The organism is Thioalkalivibrio sp. ALJ3 (assembly GCF_000377205.1).
Lineage (GTDB): Bacteria > Pseudomonadota > Gammaproteobacteria > Ectothiorhodospirales > Ectothiorhodospiraceae > Thioalkalivibrio.
The window spans coordinates 132,674-157,451 of the sequence record NZ_KB897908.1 but is presented as its reverse complement, the minus strand read 5'-3'; the positions used below and the strand labels follow the sequence as shown (position 1 = coordinate 157,451).

Annotated in this window: 25 protein-coding genes and 1 tRNA gene; 5 read left to right on the top strand and 21 right to left on the bottom strand. The window is 61.0% G+C overall.

Annotation, left to right across the window (positions count from 1 at the left end):
- Nucleotides 1-54: 54 nt before the first annotated feature.
- The 4 genes from C935_RS0109475 to glgC form a co-directional block, all read right to left on the bottom strand.
- Nucleotides 55-144: transfer RNA gene (locus C935_RS0109475), tRNA-Ser, on the bottom strand.
- A 56-nt stretch (nt 145-200) separates the two neighbouring features.
- Nucleotides 201-1,670: a 4-alpha-glucanotransferase gene (malQ, locus tag C935_RS0109470; RefSeq protein ID WP_018862262.1), complete on the bottom strand. Its 1,470-nt coding sequence runs from the start codon at nt 1,668-1,670 to the stop codon at nt 201-203.
- On the bottom strand, nt 1,670-3,349 hold the full coding sequence (locus C935_RS0109465; RefSeq protein ID WP_018862261.1) for a glycoside hydrolase family 57 protein: 1,680 nt from the start codon (nt 3,347-3,349) through the stop codon (nt 1,670-1,672). Before C935_RS0109465 ends, malQ begins: the two co-directional genes overlap by 1 nt.
- Before the next feature lie 52 nt (nt 3,350-3,401).
- On the bottom strand, nt 3,402-4,667 hold the full coding sequence (glgC, locus tag C935_RS0109460) for a glucose-1-phosphate adenylyltransferase (RefSeq protein ID WP_018862260.1): 1,266 nt from the start codon (nt 4,665-4,667) through the stop codon (nt 3,402-3,404).
- A gap of 68 nt (nt 4,668-4,735) precedes the next feature.
- On the opposite strand from glgC, the gene glgB reads away from it, so the two are divergent.
- The 3 genes from glgB to C935_RS0109440 all read left to right on the top strand — a co-directional run bounded on the left by glgB (nt 4,736) and on the right by C935_RS0109440 (nt 8,084).
- Nucleotides 4,736-6,946: a 1,4-alpha-glucan branching protein GlgB gene (glgB, locus tag C935_RS0109455; RefSeq protein WP_018862259.1), complete on the top strand. Its 2,211-nt coding sequence runs from the start codon at nt 4,736-4,738 to the stop codon at nt 6,944-6,946.
- 554 nt (nt 6,947-7,500) lie between these two features.
- Complete coding sequence (locus tag C935_RS0109445; protein ID WP_018862257.1) at nt 7,501-7,722, top strand: CopG family transcriptional regulator; 222 nt, start codon at nt 7,501-7,503, stop codon at nt 7,720-7,722.
- Nucleotides 7,710-8,084: a type II toxin-antitoxin system VapC family toxin gene (locus tag C935_RS0109440; RefSeq protein WP_018862256.1), complete on the top strand. Its 375-nt coding sequence runs from the start codon at nt 7,710-7,712 to the stop codon at nt 8,082-8,084. Before C935_RS0109445 ends, C935_RS0109440 begins: the two co-directional genes overlap by 13 nt.
- A 76-nt stretch (nt 8,085-8,160) precedes the next feature.
- On the opposite strand, the gene C935_RS0109435 is transcribed toward C935_RS0109440, so the two are convergent.
- From C935_RS0109435 to C935_RS0109415, 5 genes are all read right to left on the bottom strand, one after another.
- On the bottom strand, nt 8,161-8,592 hold the full coding sequence (locus tag C935_RS0109435; protein ID WP_018862255.1) for a restriction endonuclease: 432 nt from the start codon (nt 8,590-8,592) through the stop codon (nt 8,161-8,163).
- A gap of 254 nt (nt 8,593-8,846) precedes the next feature.
- Nucleotides 8,847-9,116 carry a type II toxin-antitoxin system RelE/ParE family toxin gene (locus C935_RS0109430; protein WP_018862254.1) on the bottom strand — a complete coding sequence of 90 codons (270 nt, stop codon included), beginning with the start codon at nt 9,114-9,116 and terminating at the stop codon, nt 8,847-8,849.
- Entirely contained in the window at nt 9,100-9,324 is a 225-nt protein-coding gene (locus C935_RS0109425) for a DUF6290 family protein (protein WP_018140871.1), read from the bottom strand. Before C935_RS0109425 ends, C935_RS0109430 begins: the two co-directional genes overlap by 17 nt.
- Nucleotides 9,325-9,565: 241 nt before the next feature.
- The gene (locus C935_RS0109420) at nt 9,566-9,973 is read right to left on the bottom strand and encodes a type II toxin-antitoxin system VapC family toxin (protein ID WP_018862253.1); all 408 of its coding nucleotides are present in this window, start codon (nt 9,971-9,973) and stop codon (nt 9,566-9,568) included.
- Between the two features lie 3 nt (nt 9,974-9,976).
- Complete coding sequence (locus tag C935_RS0109415; RefSeq protein WP_018862252.1) at nt 9,977-10,213, bottom strand: AbrB/MazE/SpoVT family DNA-binding domain-containing protein; 237 nt, start codon at nt 10,211-10,213, stop codon at nt 9,977-9,979.
- 308 nt (nt 10,214-10,521) lie between these two features.
- On the opposite strand from C935_RS0109415, the gene C935_RS0109410 reads away from it, so the two are divergent.
- Both C935_RS0109410 and C935_RS0109405 read left to right on the top strand, forming a co-directional pair.
- Nucleotides 10,522-10,758, top strand: a complete 237-nt coding sequence (locus tag C935_RS0109410; RefSeq protein WP_018862251.1) for a type II toxin-antitoxin system Phd/YefM family antitoxin — start codon at nt 10,522-10,524, stop codon at nt 10,756-10,758.
- Nucleotides 10,758-11,192: a type II toxin-antitoxin system VapC family toxin gene (locus tag C935_RS0109405; RefSeq protein ID WP_018862250.1), complete on the top strand. Its 435-nt coding sequence runs from the start codon at nt 10,758-10,760 to the stop codon at nt 11,190-11,192. The genes C935_RS0109410 and C935_RS0109405 overlap by 1 nt, the downstream gene beginning before the upstream one ends.
- 78 nt (nt 11,193-11,270) lie before the next feature.
- Here the strand turns inward: C935_RS0109405 and C935_RS0109400 are convergent, their stop codons facing one another.
- The 12 genes from C935_RS0109400 to C935_RS0109350 form a co-directional block, all read right to left on the bottom strand.
- Nucleotides 11,271-12,179, bottom strand: coding sequence for a glycosyltransferase (locus C935_RS0109400; RefSeq protein WP_018862249.1), 909 nt, complete (start codon nt 12,177-12,179; stop codon nt 11,271-11,273).
- Nucleotides 12,180-12,206: 27 nt separating this feature from the next.
- The gene (gene galE, locus C935_RS0109395; protein WP_018862248.1) at nt 12,207-13,178 is read right to left on the bottom strand and encodes a UDP-glucose 4-epimerase GalE; all 972 of its coding nucleotides are present in this window, start codon (nt 13,176-13,178) and stop codon (nt 12,207-12,209) included.
- Nucleotides 13,175-13,732, bottom strand: coding sequence for a hypothetical protein (locus tag C935_RS13285; RefSeq protein ID WP_018862247.1), 558 nt, complete (start codon nt 13,730-13,732; stop codon nt 13,175-13,177). Before C935_RS13285 ends, galE begins: the two co-directional genes overlap by 4 nt.
- A gap of 59 nt (nt 13,733-13,791) precedes the next feature.
- Nucleotides 13,792-14,946 (bottom strand): glycosyltransferase family 4 protein, encoded by a 1,155-nt coding sequence (locus C935_RS12780; protein WP_018862246.1) that lies wholly within the window; start codon nt 14,944-14,946, stop codon nt 13,792-13,794.
- Nucleotides 14,947-16,065 carry a glycosyltransferase gene (locus tag C935_RS0109380; RefSeq protein WP_018862245.1) on the bottom strand — a complete coding sequence of 373 codons (1,119 nt, stop codon included), beginning with the start codon at nt 16,063-16,065 and terminating at the stop codon, nt 14,947-14,949.
- Nucleotides 16,053-16,565 carry a hypothetical protein gene (locus C935_RS0109375; RefSeq protein WP_018862244.1) on the bottom strand — a complete coding sequence of 171 codons (513 nt, stop codon included), beginning with the start codon at nt 16,563-16,565 and terminating at the stop codon, nt 16,053-16,055. The genes C935_RS0109380 and C935_RS0109375 overlap by 13 nt, the downstream gene beginning before the upstream one ends.
- 293 nt (nt 16,566-16,858) lie before the next feature.
- A complete protein-coding gene (locus tag C935_RS0109370) occupies nt 16,859-17,977 on the bottom strand; it encodes a glycosyltransferase family 4 protein (RefSeq protein ID WP_018862243.1) in 1,119 nt (372 codons plus the stop codon).
- Nucleotides 17,974-18,825 (bottom strand): glycosyltransferase family 4 protein, encoded by an 852-nt coding sequence (locus C935_RS0109365; protein ID WP_018862242.1) that lies wholly within the window; start codon nt 18,823-18,825, stop codon nt 17,974-17,976. The genes C935_RS0109370 and C935_RS0109365 overlap by 4 nt, the downstream gene beginning before the upstream one ends.
- A 490-nt stretch (nt 18,826-19,315) precedes the next feature.
- Nucleotides 19,316-20,500 (bottom strand): glycosyltransferase family 4 protein, encoded by a 1,185-nt coding sequence (locus C935_RS13105; protein WP_155996732.1) that lies wholly within the window; start codon nt 20,498-20,500, stop codon nt 19,316-19,318.
- The gene (locus C935_RS13280) at nt 20,497-21,228 is read right to left on the bottom strand and encodes a hypothetical protein (RefSeq protein WP_155996731.1); all 732 of its coding nucleotides are present in this window, start codon (nt 21,226-21,228) and stop codon (nt 20,497-20,499) included. Before C935_RS13280 ends, C935_RS13105 begins: the two co-directional genes overlap by 4 nt.
- 227 nt (nt 21,229-21,455) lie before the next feature.
- Nucleotides 21,456-22,295 carry an FkbM family methyltransferase gene (locus C935_RS13100; RefSeq protein WP_081616597.1) on the bottom strand — a complete coding sequence of 280 codons (840 nt, stop codon included), beginning with the start codon at nt 22,293-22,295 and terminating at the stop codon, nt 21,456-21,458.
- A gap of 323 nt (nt 22,296-22,618) precedes the next feature.
- Entirely contained in the window at nt 22,619-24,427 is a 1,809-nt protein-coding gene (locus C935_RS0109350; protein WP_018862239.1) for an ABC transporter ATP-binding protein, read from the bottom strand.
- Nucleotides 24,428-24,778: the final 351 nt, after the last annotated feature.

Below are 24,778 nucleotides of genomic sequence, written 5' to 3'. Positions count from 1 at the left end.
TACGAGTGTCTTGCACGATCCCGCGACGGGCTAAACCGTGCAAACCCTGGGAAATGGCGGAGGGGGTGGGATTTGAACCCACGAGGGACGTGAGTCCCTGCCGGTTTTCAAGACCGGTGCATTCAACCGCTCTGCCACCCCTCCGGTGGCCGGCATTCTCCGGGATGCGGGACAGGCTGGCAATGGCGGGCGGGAAGTCCCTACAACCGATTCGTTTCGCGCGCCAGGGCCTGCAGTTCGGCGGCGCGGCCCTCAGGCACCTGCTTCCAGGAGAAGCGCCAGCGCCAGTTGCCATCGTCCATCGTGCCGGGACGATTCATGCGGGCTCGTGCGTCGAGGGCGAGCGCGTCCTGCATGGGGACAATGGCCAGCTGCGCCACGGAACGATAGGCGGCACGGATCAGCGGCCACGGCATCTCCTCGGCACCGCCCTCGTTCAGCGTATTGATCACATGCGCCTGCATCTCGGCAGAGAGCGAGTAAAACCAGCCCAGCGTGGTGTCGTTGTCGTGCGTCCCGGTATAAACGGCGCTGGCCTCGTCGTGGTTGTCCGGCAGATACGGGTTGTCCCAGCCGCCCTCGAAGGCGAACTGCAGGATGCGCATGCCCGGCAGGTCGAAATGCTGGCGCAGCGCCGTCACCTCGGCGGTGATCACGCCGAGGTCCTCCGCCAGCAACGGCAGCGTACCCAGCTCGTCCTGCAACCGGCGGAAAAACGGCTCGCCCGGGCCCGGCACCCAGCGCCCGTTGGTCGCATCGGACTCTTCGGCCGGGATCCCCCAACTCGCCTCGAAGCCTCGAAAATGGTCGATGCGCACCGCATCCACCGTCTGAAGCACCCAGCGCATGCGCTCGACCCACCAGCGGTAGCCGGTCTCCTCCAGGCGGTCCCAGCGATAATGGGGATTGCCCCAGCGCTGCCCGGTCTCGGAGAAGTAGTCGGGGGGAACCCCCGCCACGGTGACCGGGTGCCCCGTCTCGTCCAGGTCGAACAGGTCGCGATGAGCCCAGACATCGGCCGAATCATGCGCGACGAAGATCGGCATATCGCCCAGGATCAGAATGCCCAAATCGGCCGCCTGACGGCGCAGGTCGTGCCACTGGTCGAAAAACACGAACTGGGAAAAGCGCACGCGCTCCAGCTCTTCGCGCGCCTCCTCCTCGACCCGTTCCAGGGCATCCGGATCGCGATCGCGCAACTCCGGCGACCATTCCCACCAGGGCCGATCCTGCTCGCGTGCGCGGATCGCCACGAAGCGCGCATAGTCGTCCAGCCAGACCGGCCCCTGCTCCTGGCAGAATCGCTCATAGGCCTCCCGCCAGACCGCCGGCGTATCGTTCAACCGGGCATGCGCCCGGGCCAGCATCGCTTCCCCGGTGCCGGTGTCCGCGGACAACCCGACCCGCTCGGCCAGCAGCCGGGGATCGATCAGGCGAGTATCGCCGGCAAACGCGGAGATACTCGCGTAGGGCGAGCCGTCCTCGTGTGGAGGATGAAGCGGCAGGATCTGCCATAGCGAAAACCCTGCCCGGCGAGCCCATTCGAGAAAGGCGTAGGCCTCGCCGCCGAGTGTACCGACCGGTTCGCTTCCTGGCAGGGAGGTAGGATGCAGCAGGACTCCCGCCCGCCGTCTCCGCATCAGGGGGTTACAGTGGGCCTCGCCCACCATCAGCCCGTCTGTCCCATGCGCATCGTGCCGCCGGCGGCCGGATCCCCGCCGCCTACCGACAGCACCTCGCCCAGGGACTCGGGAACGTTGAGATTGGCGAGCTGATAAAGCCGTGCCAGATGCCGGCGATAAAGCTGCTCGAAGTCACTAACCGAGCCGGCAGGGTTGTACGCGCCGAACCACCAGCACCAGTCAGATCCTTCGCAGATCGCCAGTTGTTCGCGCAATGCCGGGGTATCCAGCGAGGGATCCTCGGCCACTGCCCGGTCCACCGCCTCGCGGGCCTCGATCAGGCTGTCCCAGCCCCGGTTCTTGTCCGGGTCGCCAATCCAGGTAGAGAACGTCCCGTATACCCAGCTTCCGGCGACCAGCCCCGACAGTTCGCCGCGGTCACGGCTCTTCCCGCTGCGGCGGCACACATCGAAGAAGGTGCAGAGGTTCAGCCCGGTGTGCTTACCCAGCCGTTCGTACAACGCATTGAGGAAGTGGTACCCGTTCTCCGGGTAGTACTCCCAGGCGTTCTCGCCATCCAGAATCACCGAAACCACCCCGCCCTGGGGCGAGACGGCAGCGATGTTTTCCAAGTGGTGGATGAAATCCCCCACCGCGTCGTCCGCATGCCAGTCCGCATACCGAAAACCAATGGCATCGGACAGTCCGTCATCGCGGAAGAACAGCTCGATCTTGCTTCCCTGTAGCTGGTAAGGCCTGTGCAGCCAGCCCTCCTCCTCGGCCGAGCCGGTATTGGACTCGGCCGTCTCGCCCGCCGCCGCAAGGCTGTTGGCGAGCACCGTCTGGCCACTGGCCGTCCAGCACAGCTTGTATTCGTCCAGCAGACGGACGGTGGCCTCGCTCAGGCTCCCTTCGGACGGCCAGCACCCATGAGGCCGAAAGCCAAAATGCTTCTCGAAGATCTCCAGCCCGCGCTCGATATGCCAGCGCACCCGCGCTTCCCCGTCGGGATAGGCGGGGGCCTTGGGCAGTTCGATCTCCGGCATGGCCTCGCGGGCCGAGGCCAGATCGATCATAAGCGGCATGATCGGATGGGCGTACGGGGTAAACGAGAGCTCGACCCGGCCACTGTCCGCCAGCTCGCGATAGCGCGGCAGGATGCCCTTCACCTCGTCGCGGATCAGCGTCAGCAGACGCTGGCGCATGCCGGGCTCGAAGCTGGTATCGGTCTTCAGCCAGCCGCGTACCTCGGGATACGCCCAACGGATGGTCTCGCCCATCCAGGCCAGGTGGTAGCAGGTGGCCAGGTCCTGGAAAAAGCGGGCGTCCAGATGCCCCAAGAGCAGCGGTTCATCCAGCGCGTTACGGGCGATATCGGCGAGCCGCTGGAACAGCGGGAACGGCTCGATCATCCGCGGGGCATGGGCCCGCAGGCACACGCGCAGGATCTCCTGGCGCTGTGCGAGATCCGTCGGCACCACATCCATGTGCAGCAAATCCAGTACCGGATCGCCCACCGGCCGGTGCTCGCGCACACAGACATCGAGGCGCTCACCATAATCCGCCAGCTGCTCCAGCAGGATCGGCGCGAAATTGACTACCGCGCGCGCCTTCGGGCAGGCCTCCAGGTGGGCGGCCATGTCCGTGTAGTCCTTCAGCGCGTGGAGGTACGTCCAGGGCAGCGCGTACTCGCCGGCGCCGCTTTCGAAGTACTGTGGCTGGTGCATATGCCAGCACAGCACCACATCGAGTTTGGGTGGAGTCGGCACCAGCGTGGTACTAGCGGACATAGTGCGTGGCCTGCCCGAGCATCTCGGGTGTCACCACCCGCACGCCTTCGGGCGATATGTAGTAGTCGCGGGCATCCGCCTCGTCGTCCACACCGATCTGGGTTCCGTCGGGCACCCTGCAGCCCTTGTCGATCACCGCCTTCTGGATCACGCAGTCCTCGCCGACCGTCACGCTGGGCAGGACTACCGCGTCTTCCACCGTGGAACCGGCGTTCACCTGCACGTTGGAGAACAGCAGCGAGTGGCGGATCGTGCTGCCCGAGATGATGCATCCACCCGACACCATGGAGTCGATCGCCATGCCCCGGCGATCGTCGTCGTCGAACACGAACTTGGCCGGCGGCAGCTGCTCCTGATACGTCCAGATCGGCCAGTCGGAGTCGTACAGGTTCAGCTCCGGCGTCACGCCGATCAGCTCCAGGTTCGCCTGCCAGTAGGAGTCGATCGTCCCCACATCACGCCAGTAGCCCTGGCGCGCGCCCTGCTCGTCGCGGAACGGGTAGGCCATCACCTGAAAGCGCTCGATGATGCTGGGGATGATGTCCTTGCCGAAGTCGTGCGTGGAGAAGGTGTCGTCCGCATCGGTGATCAGTTGATCGAACAGGAACTCGGTGTTGATCACGTAGATCCCCATCGAGGCCAGCGAGTGGGTGCTCTTGCCCGGAATGCTCGCCGGGTCGTCCGGCTTTTCGGCAAACGACGTAATACGGCTGGAGGCATCCACACCCATCACGCCAAAGGCCTTGGCACGCTCGCGCTCCACCTCCAGGCAGCCCACCGTCATGTCCGCCCCGCTCTCCACGTGGAAGGCGATCATCTGGCCGTAGTCCATCTTGTAGATGTGGTCGCCGGCCAGGATCAGCACGTACCGCGGGGCATGCTGCCGGATGATGTCGATGTTCTGGTAGACCGCGTCCGCCGTGCCCTGGTACCAGGACGTCTCGATGCGCTGTTGCGCCGGCAACAGCTCGATAAACTCGCCGAACTCCCCGCGCAGGAAGCTCCAGCCACGCTGGATATGCTGGATCAGCGAATGCGCCTTGTACTGCGTCAGCACCGCGACCTGGCGAATGCCCGAGTTGATACAGTTGGAGAGGGGAAAGTCGATGATGCGGAACTTGCCGCCAAACGGTACGGCCGGCTTGGCCCGCCAGAGCGTCAGTTGCTTCAGCCGCGAACCGCGCCCACCGGCGAGGATCAGGGCCAGAGTCTCGCGGGTCAGACGACTAACAAAACGTTGCGGTTGCGGATTCATGCACCCATCCTTGCCAATAAACCTCTTCGGGGTTGTGACCCCGGCTAAACACGGAGCGTGATTCGAGTATGACAACAGCCTCCAGCAAATGCATCACACCCGTTGCCGATACCCTGGCGCGTTTGCCGGAGGCGCGCCTCCATGATCCACACAGCGTCCTGGGGCTTCATGCGCTGGATCAAGAGACTGCCTGCTACCGGGCATGGCTGCCGCACGCCAGCGAGGCCTCGATCACACTTTCGGGCGGATCCGACGAACCGCTCACACCCAGTACCAGAATCCCCGGACTCTTCACCTGGCAGGGCAAACGCAATGCCCTCCCCGCACACCCGGAACTCCACTGGAAGCCCGAGGGTGGCACGGATACGTTACGGACCGTTGACCCGTGGAGCTTCGGCCCGGACATCCCGGAGTTCGACCGCCATCTGTTCGCCGAAGGTCGCCACTGGCACGCCCACCGCATGCTTGGCGCCCACCCGCAGAGCCGCGACGGCATCGACGGCGTGCGCTTCGCCGTCTGGGCCCCGAACGCCGAGCGCGTCTCCGTCGTCGGCGACTTCAACCGCTGGGACGGCCGCTGCCACCCCATGACCGTGCACCCGGGCAGCGGCATCTGGGAACTGTTTGTACCCGGTCTGGACCGCGAGACGTTGTACAAGTTCGAGGTCCGCAACCGTGACCACGGCACCATCCATGTCCGCACCGACCCCTACGCCCGCGCCTACCAGCTGCGCCCGGAAACGGCCGCCCGAATCCAGCCGCAAAGCGACTACACCTGGGGCGACCAGAACTGGCTGGACAACCGCGATCCCGAGGGCTGGAAGCACCGCCCCATGAGCATCTACGAGGTGCATCTCGGCTCATGGCAGCGCAGCCCCGAGGGCCAGTGGCCCAACTACCGCGAGCTGGCCGAACGGCTGGTGCCCTATGCCCGCGACATGGGCTTCACCCATCTCGAGCTGCTGCCGATCACCGAGCACCCATTCGACGGTTCCTGGGGCTATCAGAGCACCGGCTTCTTCGCTCCCACCTCGCGCTTTGGCGACCCGGACGATTTCCGCTACTTCGTCGACCAGGCCCACCAGGCCGGACTCGGCGTACTGCTCGACTGGGTGCCCGGCCACTTCCCGCGCGACGAATTCGCCCTCGCCCGCTTCGACGGCACCGCACTGTACGAACACGAAGACCCGCGCATCGGCGAACACCGCGGCTGGGGCACGCTGATCTTCAACTACTCCCGCCCCGAGGTACGCAACTTCCTGCTCTCCAGCGCGCTGTGCTGGGTCGAGGACTTCCACATCGACGGCCTGCGCGTCGATGCCGTCGCCTCCATGCTCTACCGCGACTACGACCGCGAACCGCACGACTGGCTGCCCAACATCCACGGCGGCAACGAAAACCTGGAGGCGATCGACTTCCTGCGCCACCTGAACGAGACCGTACAGACCGCGCACCCGGGCGTGGTCATGATCGCCGAGGAATCCACCGCCTGGCCCGGCGTCAGCCGCCCGCCGTCCATGGGTGGGCTCGGCTTCACCATGAAATGGAACATGGGCTGGATGCACGACACCCTGACCTATTTCGGCATGGACCCGATCTACCGCCACTACCACCACAACCAGCTCACCTTCGGCCAGATCTACGCCTACAGCGAGAACTTCGTCCTGCCCTTCTCCCACGACGAAGTCGTGCACGGCAAACGCAGCCTGCGCGGCCGCATGCCCGGCAACGAATGGGAGCAGCACGCCAACCTGCGCCTGCTCTATGCCTGGCAGTGGCTCTACCCCGGCAAGAAGCTCCTGTTCATGGGCCAGGAATTTGGCCAGGGTCCCGAATGGTCCGAGGACAGCGAGCTGGACTGGTACGTCCTGCAATACCCACTGCACCAGGGCCTGCAACAACTCGTGCGCGACCTCAACTGGATCTACCGCGACCACGCGGCCCTGCACGGCCGCGAATTCGAGCCCGACGGCTTCTCCTGGCTGGACTGCGACGACGCCTCGCACTCCACCCTCAGCTTCCTGCGCCGCGACATCCACGGCCACGAACGCATCGTCGTGCTCAACCTCACCCCCATCGAACGCGGCGCCCACCCGGTCCCCGCCCCGCACCCCGGCGCCTGGCGCGTCGTCCTCAACACCGACGCCCAGGCCTACGGCGGCGAATCGCGCGGACCCGCCCACGCCCACGCCGAACCCATCGAGCGCAACGGCCACCCCGCCACGCTCTACCTCCACCTGCCCCCGCTGACCGCGCTCCTCCTGGAGCCTGCCGGCTGACGGCGCACTACTACCGGACAGGCCCAAATCGGCCAGAGGGCTGGCCTCCTACATCCAACCCCAACCGCCCCCTGTAGGAGCGCAGCCCCCTGCGCGATCACCCACGCCAACCCAACCCCATCGGCCAGAGGGCTGGCCTCCTACGCCAACCCCAACCACCCCTGTAGGAGCGCAGCCCCCTGCGCGATTACCCACGCCAACCCAACCCCATCGGCCAGAGGGCTGGCCTCCTACGCCAACCCCAACCGCCCCCTGTAGGAGCGCAGCCCCCTGCGCGATAAACCACGCCAACCCAACCCCATCGGCCAGAGGGCTGGCCTCCTACGCCAACCCCAACCACTCCTGTAGGAGCGCAGCCCCCTGCGCGATCACCCACGCCAGCCCAACCCCATCGGCCAGAGGGCTGGCCTCCTGCGAATCTAGGCCCATCTGCAGAAACCCATCCCCCTGGGTGATGATCACGCACCACCAAGCCGCCAACACTCGGCATTGAAATCCATCCGCGGGCGCCCCAATATGGCTGATATCACTTTCTGATATCGGATTCCGAAGCCATGCGCACCATCGTCGACATCCCCGAACAGGAACTGCGCGCCATCAAGGCACTGGCACGCCGGGAGAAGATCTCCCAGACCGAAGCCATCCGCCGCGCGGTCAGGTCCTACCTGAAGGACCACCCGCCCCCGGGGCAGGACGCCCCGGCATTCGGCATCTGGGGACAACGCCAGGACGGGGTGGAGTATCAAGAGGCGCGACGCGATGAGTGGTCGCGGTGAAGGCCGTCTTTGACACCAACATCCTGGTGGACTACCTCAATGGCCAGCCTCAAGCCGCCGAGGAGTTTGCCCTCTATCCGGTGCGCCTCATCAGTCAGATCACCTGGATGGAAATCCTCGTCGGCTGCAAAGAAAAACAAGAAGAACAGGAAGTCCGGCAGTTTCTCGAGACCTTCGAAATCACGCCAATCGACCAGCCGATCGCCGAAGCAGCCGTACAACTACGCAAGACACATCGGCTACGCCTGCCCGATGCGATCATCCTCGCAACAGCCGATACCCAGGGGGCCCTTCTCGTCACACGGGATACCAAGGCCTTCTCGCCCGAACTCCCGGGCATCCGCGTTCCGTACAGGCTTTAGATACCCGCCAAACGAGAGAGGCCCTTCCGATGGGGAAGGGCCTCTCTTGAAGAAACATCACGCCTTGATCAAACCGCTAGCCACGCCCCTCGACCAGCGCCTGCGTCTCGCCATCCAGCGCACCCCAGTGGCTGCGCAGCCGCTCCGCCACATCCGCCGGCTCCAGCAAAATCACCGGCATCGCCAGCTCCGCCGCCTGCTCACGCGCCTCCGGCGCAAACCCGGCCAGGCTCACATACATCCCGCGATCAACTCCCTCGCGCCCCGCGGCAAAGGCCTCCAGCTCCGGCGGCTCCACCTCGCTGTCACGATCACGCGCCACGCCCACAATCAAGCGCGGTGCGTCGTCGCCACCGCGCGCCGGAGCCACCACATACTCCTGCCACACATTGCGATCATCCGGCGGCGCATCCACCAGCACATACCCCATCCCGCGCAGCATCCCTTCGATGACACGCCCAATCTCCGAAGTCCCCAACCCCGCCAAACGCTCGGCCCACTCGTCCATCACAACCTCTCCAACTCACGACACCCCGCACGCTAATCCAAACCCCATCACAAAACCACCCACCCCACCATCCCGTACCCGTACCCGTAGGAGGCCAGCCCCCTGGCCGATTGGGGTTGGTCTGGCGTGGGTGATCGGCCAGGGGGCTGGCCTCCTACTCCGAATACCCGTTGTAGAGGTGCGGCCCGTGCGCGATACGCCTTTCATACGGAAGGAAACGACAGAAACCCAAATTCGCACCAAAGGCGAATGCGCTACTGTCGGTAAACATGGTTCCGATGCGCCACCCGAACGACGAGTATCCGCAGCGCTTCGTCCTCGATGGTGGCCAGCACGCGGTAGGGCCCCACTCGATACCGCCAATACTCGCCCAACTCCCCAGAAAGCGGTTTACCGAACCGGCGAGGATCATCCGCGGGCGCGACCCGCTCGGCCAGATACTTCAGAATGCGGTTTACTGCTTGCTTATCGAGCGCTCGCAGGTCCTTCTCTACGCGCTTGTCGAACTCAATCGTCCAGCTCAAGTCGGCGCCTCATCTCATCCATGGAGACCGTTTCTCCGCTTCCCTTGCGGTGGTCAATCAGGCGCTGCTCAGCCAAATAGATGTCTTCGAGATCCTCAAGGTGCTGCACGATCGCTTCGCGCGCATAGAAGCTTTTGCTGCGCCCTGTCGCTTTCGCCAAAGCGGCCAAACGCTTCTCGACATCTTCAGGCAGACGCAAAGCCAACATGTTTCTTCCTCCAGACAGCTGCTATACAAGTATAGCAAACCCCTCTCTATGTAGGAGGCCAGCCCCCTGGCCGATCACCCACACCAACCCAACCCCATCCCTGTAGGAGGCCAGCCCCCTGGCCGATTGGATGTTGGACAGGCCCCATCGGCCAGGGGGCTGGCCTCCTACACCGACTGCCACCCCCTGTGGGAGCGGGCCCGCCCGCGAAGCCCCCCGCCGCCGCGATACCGACACGCGGTCAATGCGCCGCCACCCAATTCTCCACCTGCAGCCCGGATACACGCTCGAATTCACGTCCGTTATTCGTTACCAGCACGGCCCCAATGGCCCGAGCATGCGCTGCGATCAACAGGTCGTTTGCACCAATCGGAGTACCCACGCGTTCCAGCTCGGCGCGGATGTCGCCGTAATGTTCGGCCGCTTCTTCCGGCCAGTCGCACACCCTCGCAAAAGCCAGAAAGCGCTCCAGTGCAGCCTCGCTACGTTCCCTCTGACTTGACCGGCGAACCCCATACCGCAATTCCGCCAGAACGACAGCAGAAAGGCCCACCTCCCCAACTGGGACACCACGCAGCCGGGCGTGCACCTCCGGCGGTCGGCGTTTCATGATGTAGATACAGATGTTCGTATCCAGCATGTAACGCATAGATCACAACGCCTCGCGATCCTGCGCCACGCGATCCTCGATCGAATCGGGAAAGTCATCCGGCAGGGTCTCTCCAGCCCCCTGGAAATAATCATCCCAGGACCTCGGCTTGGCGCGCAGAATCAATGCATCCCCACGCTTTTCAATCACCACCTCATCCGCATCGAACGCAAAACCCTTGGGCAGCCGAACTGCCTGGCTACGTCCATTTCGGAACAAACTCGCCGTGCGCCGCTTCATCGCCAAACCCCACATCCTTTGCATATGCCTCAAGCATATCCCCCACCCAACCACATTCCAAGGCCCCCGCTGCCACCCCCCTGTAGGAGGCCAGCCCTCTGGCCGATTGGGCCTGTCCAACATCCAATCGGCCAGAGGGCTGGCCTCCTACACCGAATGCTTCCCTCTGTGGGGCCGGACCCACCCGCGAAGGCCCCTAACCACAACCCGACGCACGCAGGCATTTCGCGGCAAGCCGGCTTCTCGTCGCTTGCCCTGAACCGGATTTTGTGTACAGTTTATGTGTACACATTGAAATCTGGAGCGACATGAAAGAGGTCAACGTCCGCGATGCGCGCGAACAGCTCTCGAGCATCCTGAAAGAGGTAGAGCGAGGCGAGGAGGTCTGCATCCTGCGTCGGGGTCGGCCTGTCGCACGCGTGGTACGGCCCGCGGGGGAGCCCCCGGCGTTTCGTTCCCGTGCAGACTTGCGGCAGAGCGTGCCGGCCATGCGGGAGGCGTCCGTCGATACGGTTCGCACCCTGCGGGATACCGAACGCTACTGATGTTCTACGCAGACACCAGTGCAGTCCTGCCGTTTTACCGCAGCGAACCCGCCAGTGACACCATCGAACGACTCTTGCTCGCACAGCGCCAGCCGCCCGTCATCAGTGAACTGGTGCGTGTCGAGTTTGCTTCGGCACTGGCCCGGTGGGTCCGCATGGGTGAACTGGACGAGGCCCAGGCCAACCGGATCGAGTCGGCCTTTCACGAAGACGTTCGCGAGGGGCGTTTTCGCCTCGTTGCACTGGACCCAAGTGCCTTTGACCGAGCCATGCACTGGCTGCTCACACGCCGTACAAGCCTGAGGACGCTGGACGCCCTGCATCTGGCGTGCGCCGAGGCCAGCGGGGCTCCATTGCTAACCCTCGATCAGGCACTCCTGGCATCAGCAGAATTTTTCGGCGTCCCTACATTCTCCGATCTCACCCCCCTGTAGGAGGCCAGCCCTCTGGCCGATGGGGGTTGGTCTGGCGTGGGATATCGGCCAAAGGCTGGCCTCCTATGCGCCATGCCGTTATCGGCGGGGGTCGAACGGGCTCGACAGGCGATAGACTCCATGCTGCGCCCACAGCGGTAGCAACGACCTGAAAAAAGGAGCAAAACAGGCCACCTGCTTCCAGACAGGCAGGCCCACCTTTCGTGAGCCGCGAAAGCCGATTACACCCTGCCTCCACGCCGCCAAGGTGCTTTGCTTCTTGTGCGTATCACGATTAAACCGGTACCAGATCAACGGCTCTCCGATGTTCGCGAAGCGCCCTCCTGCCTGCGCCACACGAAACCACAACTCATAATCCTGCCGCCGTCGAAGCGACGCATCATAACCACCAACACCCCGTATCAGATCCCGCCGAAACATCACCGAGGGGTGAATAAACGGACACGCCCAAAGCCGCCCTACCAGCGCGTCATGTTCCTCGGCCACTCGCCTGAGCGGGCCCGGATTCCCCTCCAGATCCAGCTCCTGAGCCGAACTACCCACCAAAGCGATATCCAGGTTCTTCTCCATGAAGGCGCCCTGACGCTCCAGGCGTACCGGAAACGCCAGGTCGTCTGCGTCCATTCTCGCCACTAGGGGATACTGGCACCGTTGAAGTCCAGTGTTCAGCGCCCCTCCGAGGCCAGAACTTTCATGGAGCGAGACCACCTCCAGTCCTTGCCCAAGCCGAGACTGCCACCGGTCCACCACCTGGCTGTGTTTCACAGGCAACGGGCCATCCTTGACCAACACCAACTGGTCCGGCTTCCGAGTCTGCTCGACGGTGATACTGGCAATCGCTGCGTCCAAAAGATCCGTAGCGTCGCTGGCATGGACTGCCATCAGCACAGAGATGCCCAACTGGTTACCCTCAGTCAATGCTGTATACCGAATAACCAGAACGCGCCTCCCGATGGAATGCAGTGGGGCAAAAACAGTGTAATCCACCCATGAGCCGATCCAGGCAATATGAGTTCAAGGTTGCTTGCTCGCCAGCGCCTGTTCCCACCGCCAAGCGTCTGCAACGATGGTCTCCAGATCGTCATACGCTGGTTCCCAGCCCATCATCTGCCGCAACGCTGATCCATCGGCCACCAGCCGTGGCGGATCCCCTTCCCGGCGTGGTCCGTAGCTCACCGGAATCGTCCGGCCAGTTACTTGGCTGCAAGCGTCGATCACGTCACGCACCGAATATCCACGCCCATAGCCACAATTAAACGCCCGCGAGCCGCCCCCGCTTTCGAGGTAATCAAGAGCCAATGCATGAGCCTGGACCAGATCCTGGACGTGGATGTAGTCCCGTACGCAGGTTCCATCTGGAGTCGGATAATCCTCTCCAAACACTGTAATTTCATCACCCCGCCCCGATGCAGCCTGCAACACGCGCGGAATCAGGTGCGTCTCCGGCTCATGACATTCCCCCAGTTGGGCATCCGGCGCTGCGCCGGCAGCGTTGAAGTACCGCAGCGACACGTGCGGAATACCGACATCCATCAGCAACCGTTCGCAGGCCGCCTTGGTCGCTCCATAGGGGTTGATGGGATGCAACGCCTGGTCTTCGGCAATCAAGTCCACACCCGGCTCACCGTAGACCGCAGCGGTGGACGAAAACACAAATCGCTCCACGCCACGTTTCAGACAGGCATGCACCAAGTTGAGGGTGCCGCCCACATTGTTCTCGTAATAGGCCAACGGCAGCCGCCGCGACTCCCCTACCAGACTACTCGCTGCAAAGTGGATCACCGCCTCAATGTCATAACGAGCGAAAACGGCTTCCACCGCCGCGCGGTCCGTCAGATCAGCCACCTCCAGGAGTCCATCGGGGACCGCCCACCGATGCCCAGTAGACAAGTCGTCCAAAACCACCACTGCCCGCCCCTGCTCCTGCAGATAGCGAACCATGTGGCTGCCAATATACCCTGCACCACCCGTCACCAAAGTCGTCATTGGAAAGCCGCCCTCCAATCGGGAAGTGCCTTTTCATGCACCACTCCCACCTGGGCTGGTATGCGTTCGATCTCCAGCAGTCGTGCCACAGCAAGCCGATGGCACCCTCGTCGCCCAAAAATGGGGCGCCCATGGCGATCCACATGCACCAGGATGCCGTCGTACTCTCGGAAGCTCCAAGGCGCGATCTCACCCTGTGGCCGCAATAAACCTTCGGCCTTCACCTGCTCGAACAAACGGTCCAGCCGCTCATAGCGTGCGCGCACGTCCGCCATGGTTCGGCACCCATCCCTTTGTCCACGCTTTTCCAGCGCCTTGGCAAAGTGATCGAACACCCCCGCCTCATCCCACGTGTATCCTTCCAGCCAATGTTTCCGGCAGGCAATCGTCACCCGATCGTCCTCACGCAGGGGTTTGGCGGCCTGATCCCAGCCCCCCCCTAGAACAACACCTGACCCAGCTCCCGACAAATTAATACGCCGATCCAGCGCCCGTGGATCCACCCAGATACGTTCAGCAAAGCGCGGAGCACCTTTGCCGTAACGCAGACGCATTCCCGCATCCTGCCACTGGGCCCGGCCGACGTTCCGTAACCAACGAAGAGGCTCGCGCATCATTTCAACAACTGCTCGTATTCGGCCTGATAACGCCTTGCCATGGTGGCCGCACCAAGCTCGCCGCGCGCCAATGCCAGCGCGGCCTCCGCCATGGACGCGTGTTCCGCGGCCAACAGGTTCTGTAACTGCAGCGCAAAATCCGCCGCATCATTCACCCTGAACAACCGTCCCACACTGGGTGCCAGCGAGACGATCTCACGGTGAGGTGGTATATCCGACAACAACAGCGGCAGTCCCGCCGCCAGCGCCTCAATCGCCGCCATTGGCAAACCTTCGGCGACAGACGGCGACAGATAGAGATCGCAGGCCCTCATGTATTCATTCACATTGCCTACCCGACCCATCAGATGGATGGAGGAATCCCCCTTCGCCTCTTCCCGGCAGGCCTCCAACAACTCGCCATCGCCCAGGAAAAGCAGCTGCGCCTCCCCCGCAGCTGGCTGGAGCGCCTGCCACCGGCGGATCAGGAACAATGGGTTCTTGCGCCTTGAGAGATGGCCGACCACCACTCCAATGGGTCCCTTCTCAGGCAATTCCAACCGACGGCGCAGGGCCCGCTTCTCATCAAGGTCAGCCACGGTATCCGCAACGGAGAAAACCCCATTCGGGATACCAACCGCACGCTCAACCCCATACCGTTCGGACAAGTTCTGTGCCACGGCTCCAGACACCCCGATGCACAAATCCAATCGCCGCATGGCTGCCACATGCGCGCACACCATGAGCCACCCCACAGTCCTGCCATAGGTCAGCGGATAATCCAATTCCGGGAAGTTGTGGATCGTAGCCACCCGCGGCCACGGGCCCTTCAGCCTGGCAGCAAGTCGATCCGCACGAATGCCATGCGTATGCACCAAATCCGGGGTCATGGTTTCGAGCAGCCGCTCAAGACGACGCCGCGCGACGAGCAGCCCCTCCCAGCGAGAAAGCCCGAGAGAAAGGCACTCCACATCCAGGGCGGCAAAATCTTTCCAAAGAGAATCGGATGGCTCGGGCGACAACGTCACGACCGATGGAACAAAACGCGTACGATCCAGATGAGCCAACAACGAATGAAGCTGATTCGTGGGTCCCCTTCGCCGCAGGGTACTCACCACCCATACCACCTTCACCACACCCCGCTGTTTATCTGCCAGCTGACCACCGCTCATTCAATCATCCGTTTCGCACCGAGTCAGCCACGCCCCACTCACCAGCAAAGATTCATACCGGGCTACAACGTGTTCGACGAGAAACCGGTTGGCGGTTCCGCGCACGGCCTCCCGGTCAATATTTCCGGCGAGAATGTTCAGAAAGGCATCCCTGAGCCTGTCCACGTCGCCCTCGGGAACCAGATAGCCATTCACCCCGTCGACCACGATCTCGGACGGGCCATTCGGGCAGTCGAAACTCACCACCGGCGTTCCCAGCGCGATCGACTCGATCAGCACATTCGGCAGGCCCTCATAATGCGAGGTCAGCACTGTCGCACAAGCATGCCGATACCAAGGCTCAAGATCGTGCTGATAACCCAGAAAATGCACCCGGTCTCCAGCTCCAAGCTCTTCGGCTTGTGCTTCCAGGTCTTCCTTCAGGCTTCCGTCCCCGAGCATCACGAGCTGTAGCTCGGGGCATTGGTCCATCGTGCGGGCAAAGGCTGCGAGCAGCCGATCAAGACCCTTCTGTGGCTCAAGGCGACCGGCATACAGCAGGTACGGACCCTCCACGGGCAACCGCACGCTTTGCTCGCCCCCCGCCAGCAAAACCGGGGACACAGGGTTGGGAATTACGCTAAGCCTGTCGCGCGGCACACGGTACCGCTCCATCAGTTCAGCCGCCATCCCCTGCGACTGCGCCACCACATGATCCGCACGTCGGTACACCACCCGAAGACCATAATCCAGCCATCGCCGCGTTAACGAGCGAGAAGAACCGGCGACCGCACTGAGTGTATTGATGGTCCGCACCACCAGGCGGAAACGCGCTCGCATGCGCCACCGCACAGCCATCATCAGCACCCACAGTTCCACAGCAAACGCCAGTACCGCATCCGGAGGGGCCGCCCGGTAATGCGCCACCAGCGGGCGCCAGGCACCGCGGGCGCGCTGCACACCCAGATCCACGATGCGCACCTGAGCACTAACATCTGCCATACGGCGGGCATCCTTGGTCGTCAAAGCGACGACCTCCACATCGTGCCCCCGATCCGCCAGCCCGTTGGCCAGCGTCACGCAAACCCCCTGAGCCCCCCCACCGCCCAGGTTGGCGACAAGCAGGCTCAGCCGCGCCACTGATGAATCGCTTCGGCAATCCGCCGCGCATGCACCTCCGCGGGCTCCCGGCCATCATTGACGACATCAAGCCAGTGAACGCCGTGGTCCACGAATGCATCACGTAACCACCTCTCCCGCTCGCGCACGGGCTGGTTTCGTAACGCCGCTCCATCCTTCTCCGTCAACGGCTGGTCAATCGACTCCTCCAACATCGTTTGAAGGATGCTGTCGTCCAGCACGGGGCGGCACTGCCACCGACTCCACGCCCGCAGGCAACGCAAAGCCTCATCTGGCCCCCAAAGCGCATTCCACTGTCGTGCGCGAGCGCTTCCTGCCTCAATCGCCTGTGCACCGGCCAAGTAGCGTTTGGGCATATGGTCCGACTTGTCACGCAACGCGACCCGCGCCGCCCTGACGGCGCCGGGAGCCGAAACGTGAACAACCATGTCTGGCAGCGGCAGCCGCGCCACAAGGGCTGCCGCGCTCGCGCCACCATCTTTTCGCAACGAATTGGCCATGGCTTGATCGATCACATATACGCGTTGGTGAGGCAATGTCCACTGTCGAGCCCGCTGGATCGCAACGACCCCTGCCCACGTACAGGCTCCGGGGCCATCGATACCCTTGCGATTACAAGCCACCAGGAGACGCCCTAGAGACCACGACAGCGGAAAAGCCAACGGAAGGAGCCAGTCAGCAGGGGAAAGAATGCGTCTTATGCCTTGTGGTGGCACCAGGAATCCGCTCTCGGCTACCGCGAGCCCCAAAAGCGTGGATTTTCCGGTACCCGCACCGCCAATGAAATGAACAATCACTGCAACACCTGCTGCCACAGCGCCATGATGCGTTCCTCTGAAAATGCCTTCCGCACCTGAACGGCCTGCCCACCAAGCTCCGTCCGGATAGCCGCATTGGCCACCAAGCCAGCCATACGGTCGCGCAACTTCTCGACATCTTCAGCAGGCACCAACAAGCCATTTACACCATCCTCAATAATGTCACGCGGCCCCGTATCACAATCAAACGCAACGCATGGACACCCGGCGGCCATCGCCTCCAGTAGCACGTTCGGGAAGCCCTCGTAGCGGGAGCTGAGCACAAAGATATCGGCGCGCTCGTACCACTCCATCACATTGCCAACTCGTCCCGGCAGATGGAGCCGCTCCGATAGCCCACTCTGCTCAGCCAGCCGCTCAACCACGGCACTACCGCCACAGGCCGCCGACGAGCCCGCGTCCACACCGAGGATCACCAGGTCCCATTCGGGCCAATCTTTCGCCAGAGTGGAGAAGGCACGCACCAGCAGGTCGAACCCCTTCTGCTCCGGCTTGCTGCCCACCGCCAGGATGACCTTGCGCTCCGGCGACACAACGCTCCCCGTGGCTACCTCGGGGGGGAAGGAGGGAATCGGCCAGATCACCGGGTTGGGGATCACATGAACATTACGCGCACCAGTGTGGCGCTCCAGCCAGACCGCCGCCTCCCGGGTCTGCGCAATGTGGCCAGCGGCCAAACGGTAGACGAGCCTTCGCAGTAAAGCCCAGGGGCGGCCGGTCGTCTTGCGCCCGGGGTAGTTGCGCTCGGAACCGTATACCCGCACGGGCAAACCGACGGCTGCAAGAATGGCGAGAACGATGGATGTCGTCATCATCGCCACCACCACATCGGGCTGCTCGGCCTTCAAAGCCCGGTGCAGTGCCCGCCAGCGCCTGTAGTTGGCGGTGAGCTTGCCCACCCCTCGGTTGACACCCACCAGGTCCAGCGGGACTCGGCGCACACGATCATCAAGCGGGTAGAAATCCCCCTCCGCCGAAGCCAGGGTCACCACGCCGACATCATGGCCCTGGGCCACCAGATGCCGGGCCAAGGCTGCCGTTACACGCTCGGCCCCGCCGCCGGTCAGCGACTGGATGTAAAAGAAAATCTTCAAGCGCTTACTGCCCCAATCCGACGCAGCTCCGAGAGGATATGACCAGCACGGGCATCCCATGTATGCCGCGCTTCATAGTCCGAACGAGCCTGCTCCCCCAACCGCCGCGCCAACTCCCCATCGTCGCGTAGCAGTTCCAGCGCTCGCACCCACTCCTCTACGTTCCCCGGCCCGGCCAGCAAGGCATTCTCACCATCTCTCAGTACCTCGCGCAGAACCGGCAAGTCGGCCGCCACAATCGGACGCAACATTGCCATGTATTCAAACAGCTTTAGCGGCGACATCCATCGCGCCACATCCCCGCCCCCACCATGAACCGACACCTTCTCCAGATAGGGCGCCACCAGCACGTCACACTCCGCCATCATTGTGGGAAGTTCGCGGTGCGCATAATGCCCCAAGAAATGCACATTGGCAGGTATTACGTGCTCTTCTCGCCAAGTCTGGATGGTCGAGGGGTCCCCGCCGACAATCCGAAAGGTGGCCCAGGGGCAGCGAGGTGCAACCTCCAGCAAGGTCTCCACACCTTTCCCCTTGTGAAGGCTGCCAAAGTAGCCGACAACAAACTCTTCCGATTCGACGAAGGCGTCAGACCTCCCTAAGGTCGGCGCTGCGTCATGGGCCACGATAGTCCGCCCTTTCAGTTCCGGGAACGCACCCACAAGATGGGCCTCCAAAGCTGCGGAAATACAGACGATTGCGCTGAAACCTTTTCCCCCGACAAGCCGCTCCAAGTCGGCACGATTGCGGTCGTTGACCTCCCACTCCGGCTTATGTAGTTCGAAGACCGTAGGCATCCCGCTTTCGGCAGCAATGCGGCAGCCCTGGAGCGACCGTCCATAGGCCATGTGCGCTCCAGAGGTACACAACAGCCATCTCAGCGCCAGCCGGTAGACCAGCCCTCCGCCCCGAACCTGCGGATTCCACAGGGGATAAATCCCGATCGTACGTTGCACCCCATAGAGACCCAAGCTTGAATGCGACGAGCGCGGTAACGATAAAGAAGGAGGAGCAATGGTTACCTCCAGCCCATGCCCCATGAACGCATCGCACATGTGCGCGACATGAACCGAATTGGCTGCTTCCGACGGTACGGGACCACTTGCAATGTAGAGCCACCTAAAAGACACGGAAGCACCTGGGCATAACGTTCATTTCTATATCAACGCCAGATCTCAAGGACGACCATACAGCGACGAACCAGCTTAACGCCGCCAAGGGCCGTGGAACCCGACTAATGCCCCAATCCTGTAAAGCACTAAGTAGTTTCAAAACATCCGCCCACACACCCTTTAAGACCCAGCAACACACGAGTCAATACACCAATTTTAAATAGAATCACGAGCACTGAGCGAGAACCTCAGACATCACCCGTTCGTAATACCCCTCTGTCACTGCAATTGCCCGTGACCTTGCCGAGCGCCCAACGCCTGGCACATCGCCCCAATTCTCAGCAATACCAAAAAGACAATTCGAAAGACGGCCTCCATCCAGCTCACTGACCCACCCATCCCTCCAGTGTGTCAAAATCTCCCCACCCCCTACTGAATTTGCCACAACTGGACTCCCTCTCAACATGGATTCCAGAACGGTTCTCGGAAACCCTTCCGAATAACTCACGCTGATAAGAACATGAATGTCTTTCTCCAAAAGCTTATCTAGATCAACACGACCAAGATCCTCGACACCATCAATCCTATTGAGCTCTCGCCTGATCCGTCTCTGCGACGGACTGATAGCACCACAAACTCTAAGCGTACCCGGCCCACCAAGTTTCTTATACTTTTTCCAAGCGTCCAGCACCACATGAAGCCCTTTTCTTACACCGTGATTGCCAACCCACAGAAAAAGCGGATCAGTCGACAACTCCGGGCAACCCTCTACTACCGGTGTTACCGGTGGTGTGTGGCAAACAATCTTTCGATCATCGACACCTGCACTCAAAAACGTCCTTTTCGCATGCCGACTAAAAACGATAACGCGCGTCGCCAAATCAATCGCTGCGACAGCTGATCTGACATAAGGATAATAATCCCAAGGATCTCTATCTCCACGAAGACCAAGCCCTGCGTCCGAATGGGCCATCTCAAGTTGGTCCCACATATACTTCGGAAAATCAGTGTCACACTCAAGCAACACCGGGATTTCATGCATCTTCGCCCGGCGAACTAGCCCGAGAAAATACGGCTGCGTAAGGACTACGTCAGGATCTATCTTTGACATCAAATTGCAGGCCTTACGCGACAGTAGCCGACAAACGAGAAATCTCTTAAAAGTATTTGGGATAACACGCAATCGTACAAAAGAAAACAACGCTAAGGCCATCCGGGCCATCGTAGATTGTGTAATTGTGCAATTGGTTTGCTCCTCATGGGTCCGGACACTCGTTCCCCGCTCGGGAAGACCAATGTAAGTAATACTAAATCCAGCACTTGCAAGCTTATCCAAGTAATTAGAAACCCTCTCGGCCTTGAAGCCCGCCCCACTAGACGTACTATAAAACACAACAAGAGCTTTCTTCACGACACGAAGCCTCTCACTTCATCGACCGCTTCATCTAGAGAGAGATCAACGGTATCCACACTGCAAACCGAGAACCCCCTCCCAGATAACCAATCGAACAAACCATGAGTATAGGTTTGCGCATCGAAAAGCCCTTGCGAAAAATCATCTCTGTTTCTTAAGGGCAACGGGACTCCCGCACTCCGCGTTTGCATTCGCGAAATACAGATATCAACAGGGCACTTCACGTACACAATTTTAGCGGCAACAGGAAGGCAATCTATAATGTAGTTCGAAAACACCCATGACGAATCTACGCACCCTCGAAAGCCAAAAAGAGACACCAACCGCTGAAGCAGCCCATCGTCATCATAGTATACCTGATCATATTTCCGAGCCACGACCCCAAACACATAATCTCTTTCAATCGCTTTAAGCTGACCCATAAGGCCTCTTCTGCTATCTCTATCAAAGTTAACGTTACAAAAAAACAGCTCATACAATAAAGCGATCCGCATTTCCAACTCTGGATCGCTAGCGATCTTATGATACGACCAGGCGTCAAAAATCCTGAGCTGTTTTCTCAATTGCGAACCGCTCCGCAGAAGAAAACGAAATCGATAGCTCAACTCTGAACACATCTCAGGCCTGGCTATAACGTCATATTTATGAGCAACACCGTTTGAGAGCGCCACTCTTTTCGCCAATGTCGTCTTGCCAGCACCTGGCAGTCCAAAGTAATAAATCATGGCGCCCTCTTGTTTAGAAATGGGCCGGCATCTCTGTACGAACCGATTCACGACACCCAGACCACCAAAACTGCGCCGCCGAGCGTCACGTTCCAACCAAGCCTGCACACTCGAACCAGCCGAAGTTTGTGGGTTCACGAGCCACCTCATCGGATGTGAATGCGACGAGGTTTTCGAGTTCGGCCCACCACAAAGACGACGACCATAAAGAAGCATTCCAGCGGCCGTCAAACCTTCCTATTTCGGAAAAGCATGACCGCTCTGGGCAACGAAAATCCAATCGGCTCGAATCCCTGATCGCGAAGTATAGATTCGACTTCCAATAGAGTGGACTCCTTATTTATCCCACGTTCAGCTCCCACGTCCGCCGACACAAACTGAACCCGCTCCAATGTCCTCTTCGCCCCCAACAACACTTCCGGCTCAGCGCCTTCTGTCTCAAGCTTCATCAACTTAATCGTTTCCCAACTTTCAACAACTCTACTATTCGAAAGTATCTCGTCTAACGTTCGACACTCGACTCTTAGTGGTTGTATGTCTTCACGGGATTGGAAGAGTGATGAATCCCCAGTTTCATTGCCGGGATAAAATTCTTTATAACAAGATTCACTCCATAATGCGACGCCATAGACTTCATGATCGATGCCCTCCATATTGATTTTGAGAGCTTCCACTTCCAACTCATCCGGTTCAACTGCAAGAACCCTAATTTTAGCCCTTCTTCGTAGCGCCTTTGAGAACTCCCCAACGTTCGCACCAACATCAATAACGATATCCCCATCAACCAATGGCACTTCGCCCGCCATGTACTCGTTCTCAATCACATCTAACCGGGCATTGGCTCCATCCTTATACTTTTTTAAGCGCTCTTTTCTAGGGAATACCACCTTGCAACCGGCATCATCTATAATGGTATATTGTTTAGCCCTGTCGTCCCATCGAAGGCTCGCGCGATACCTCAACACTCCCTTGACTAAATTGAATTTTATTGCAAATAACGTCTTTTCACTCCCTTGAACCCATCGATAAAAAAAATCCTGAATGTATTTTTTTTCAATTGAGAACATAGCGACCCCAAATTTTCAACGTCAACCAATCACAAATAGCGAGCCCACTTGCAATCCTCGAGCTACAGATAAAGAGATGCTAATGACCTAGCCGCGCTGTAGGCTGGTCCATTCTAATAAATCCTATCGGATAGATATTATATTCTTTCTTCTTGTCAAAGTTTTACGCACAAATTCTGATTGGTATGACATGATGAACTCCGCGGGCTGTTCCGCGCATAGATGATCAATTCACGAATCTTACAGGTTGCGATTTGGCGTGGAAACCACTTAAACTTGACGCGGGCTGCACATACCTAAAGCTGGCAATGAAGCCGCGGTTTTCAGTACGTAAAAGCCATAGCCCGAAACCGCTCATTGGCCGCAGCGAGCTCGTCGAAGCCCCCCTGCCCCTTCACCTCGCCCGTCTCCATCAGGAAGATCTGTTCGCACTCGCGCACGGTGGAGAGCCTGTGTGCGATGAGGATAATGGTCTTACGGTGCCCAAGATTGTGCACCGCCTCCATCACTGCCTGCTCGGTGAGGTTGTCCAAAGCGCTAGTGGCCTCGTCGAGGATCAGCACCTCGGGATCGTGGTAGAGGGCGCGGGCAATGCCTATACGTTGGCGTTGGCCTCCGGACAGGCGTACGCCGCGCTCGCCGACGGGGGTGGCGTAGCCTTGGGGCATATCGTTTACCACGAACTCGTGCAGGTTGGCGATGCGGGCGGCACGCTCTACCGCGGTCTGGTCGATCTTCTCCGACGGGACACCAAAGGCGATGTTGGCGGCGACGGTATCGTCGGACAGGTAGATATGCTGTGGTACGTAGCCGATGGTGCGCTGCCAGGCGCGAACGTTTGCGTGGGTGATCGGTGCCCCGTCCACTTTGAGCGCTCCTGCGCCGGGAGTGAGCAGGCCGAGGATGATATCCACCGTGGTGGTCTTGCCGCTGCCGGTGGCGCCCACCAGTCCGACTGTGGCGCGGGCCGGAATGGTGAGGGTTAGATCGTTGAGCGCCGGGCGCTCCGCGCCGGGATAGGTGTAGTTGATGTGGTCCAGCTCTATGGCGTGGTTCAGGCCCAGGGGCTCTGGCTGACGTCCTTTCAGTTCCTTTGTTGACAGCGTCTCTTCTCGCCGCAGGCGCGCGAGGTCCTGGTGCAGGTTGTCCAGGGCGGCGTCGGTGAACCGCATCAGGCTCAGGTTCTTGTATACGTCGCCAAGGGCGGGCAACAACCGCTGCGCGCCGAGGGCGAAAACGGCCAGCGTAGGGATAGCCGCCTGAAGCCCCCCGGGCTGGCGCAGCAGGTAAAGGACGACGAGAAAGGCACCGCCGTAGGTCATGGCCTGGAGGGCGTATTTTGGCACCTCCTTGAACAGCACGGCGGAGGCCTGAGTACGGGCGTACCGCTTGGCGGGCTGCTCGAAGCGCTTCAGGTAGGGACCTTCCAGCCCGGTGACCTTTACCTCTTTGATCCCACCAAAGCACTCCTGCACCGCCTCGAAGCGGCCACGATTGGCGGCCACCCGGCGGCGGCCCAGGCGGTTGAGAATGCCGCGAGCCACGAGATAGATGCCGCCGTAGCCCAGAGCCAGCCCCGCAGTGATGGCTCCGGCCAACCTTGGGTCGACGATGAACAGCAGGATGATGATGGCGAGGCTTACCGCCGCGCCGGCGAGGAACAGCATGAGCGGTTTCAGGGCGCCTTTTACGACCTGTTCTGCCTCGGCGAGGATAGACTTGCCAAGGTCCGCGCTGTGCCGGTTAAGAAAGTGGTCGTAAGGCTGGCGCAGGTAGCTTTCCACCAGGTGGCGGCTCAGGGCGTAGCTGCGCATGTGCATGAAGCGCTGCATCAGGTAGGTAACCAGCGCCTTGAAGGTGATGGTGGTGAGCAACGCCAACATCATGACGACGCCGAGGAAGAACATGAACCGATCGGTACTCTCGAACCCGAGCGCGGTGTAGACGGCGTTCAGGTGGCGGTTGGTCTCGACCACTTCCGGGTTCGCCAGCACCATGACGAAGGGCATGATGGAGGCCACGCCGATCATTTCCACGAACGCCAGGGCCACGATGAGCAGCAGCATCAGGTAGGCACGGCGCCGGCCTGGGGCATCGAGCAATGCGTGCAGTTTGCGGATGGTGTTCAGCATGAGGCGTTATTGTGGCTCGACGAGGGTGTCGGCGTTGTGGAGCGACCCGAGTGCGGCGCCAATGAGTGGCCATTACAGGTGGTGATGAGGGTGTTCACGAGGGCTGGGTTCCGCGGGCGGGTCTTCCAGGTAGGAGGCGAGCCTTCTGGCCGATGGCTTGGCGTGCACGCGTGATCGGCCAGGGGTCGGCCTCCTACAGGGGTGCGTTCAGTAGTTGAACACGGATTGGAGCATGTTTTTGGGGTCGGGCTCAAGGTTTGGTGGGGTGTGGACGGGTGAGGGGCGTTGTGGGTGGTCTCCTTGTAGGAGCGCAGCCCTCTGCGCGATTGCTCTCCTTCAGCTTCCTATCGG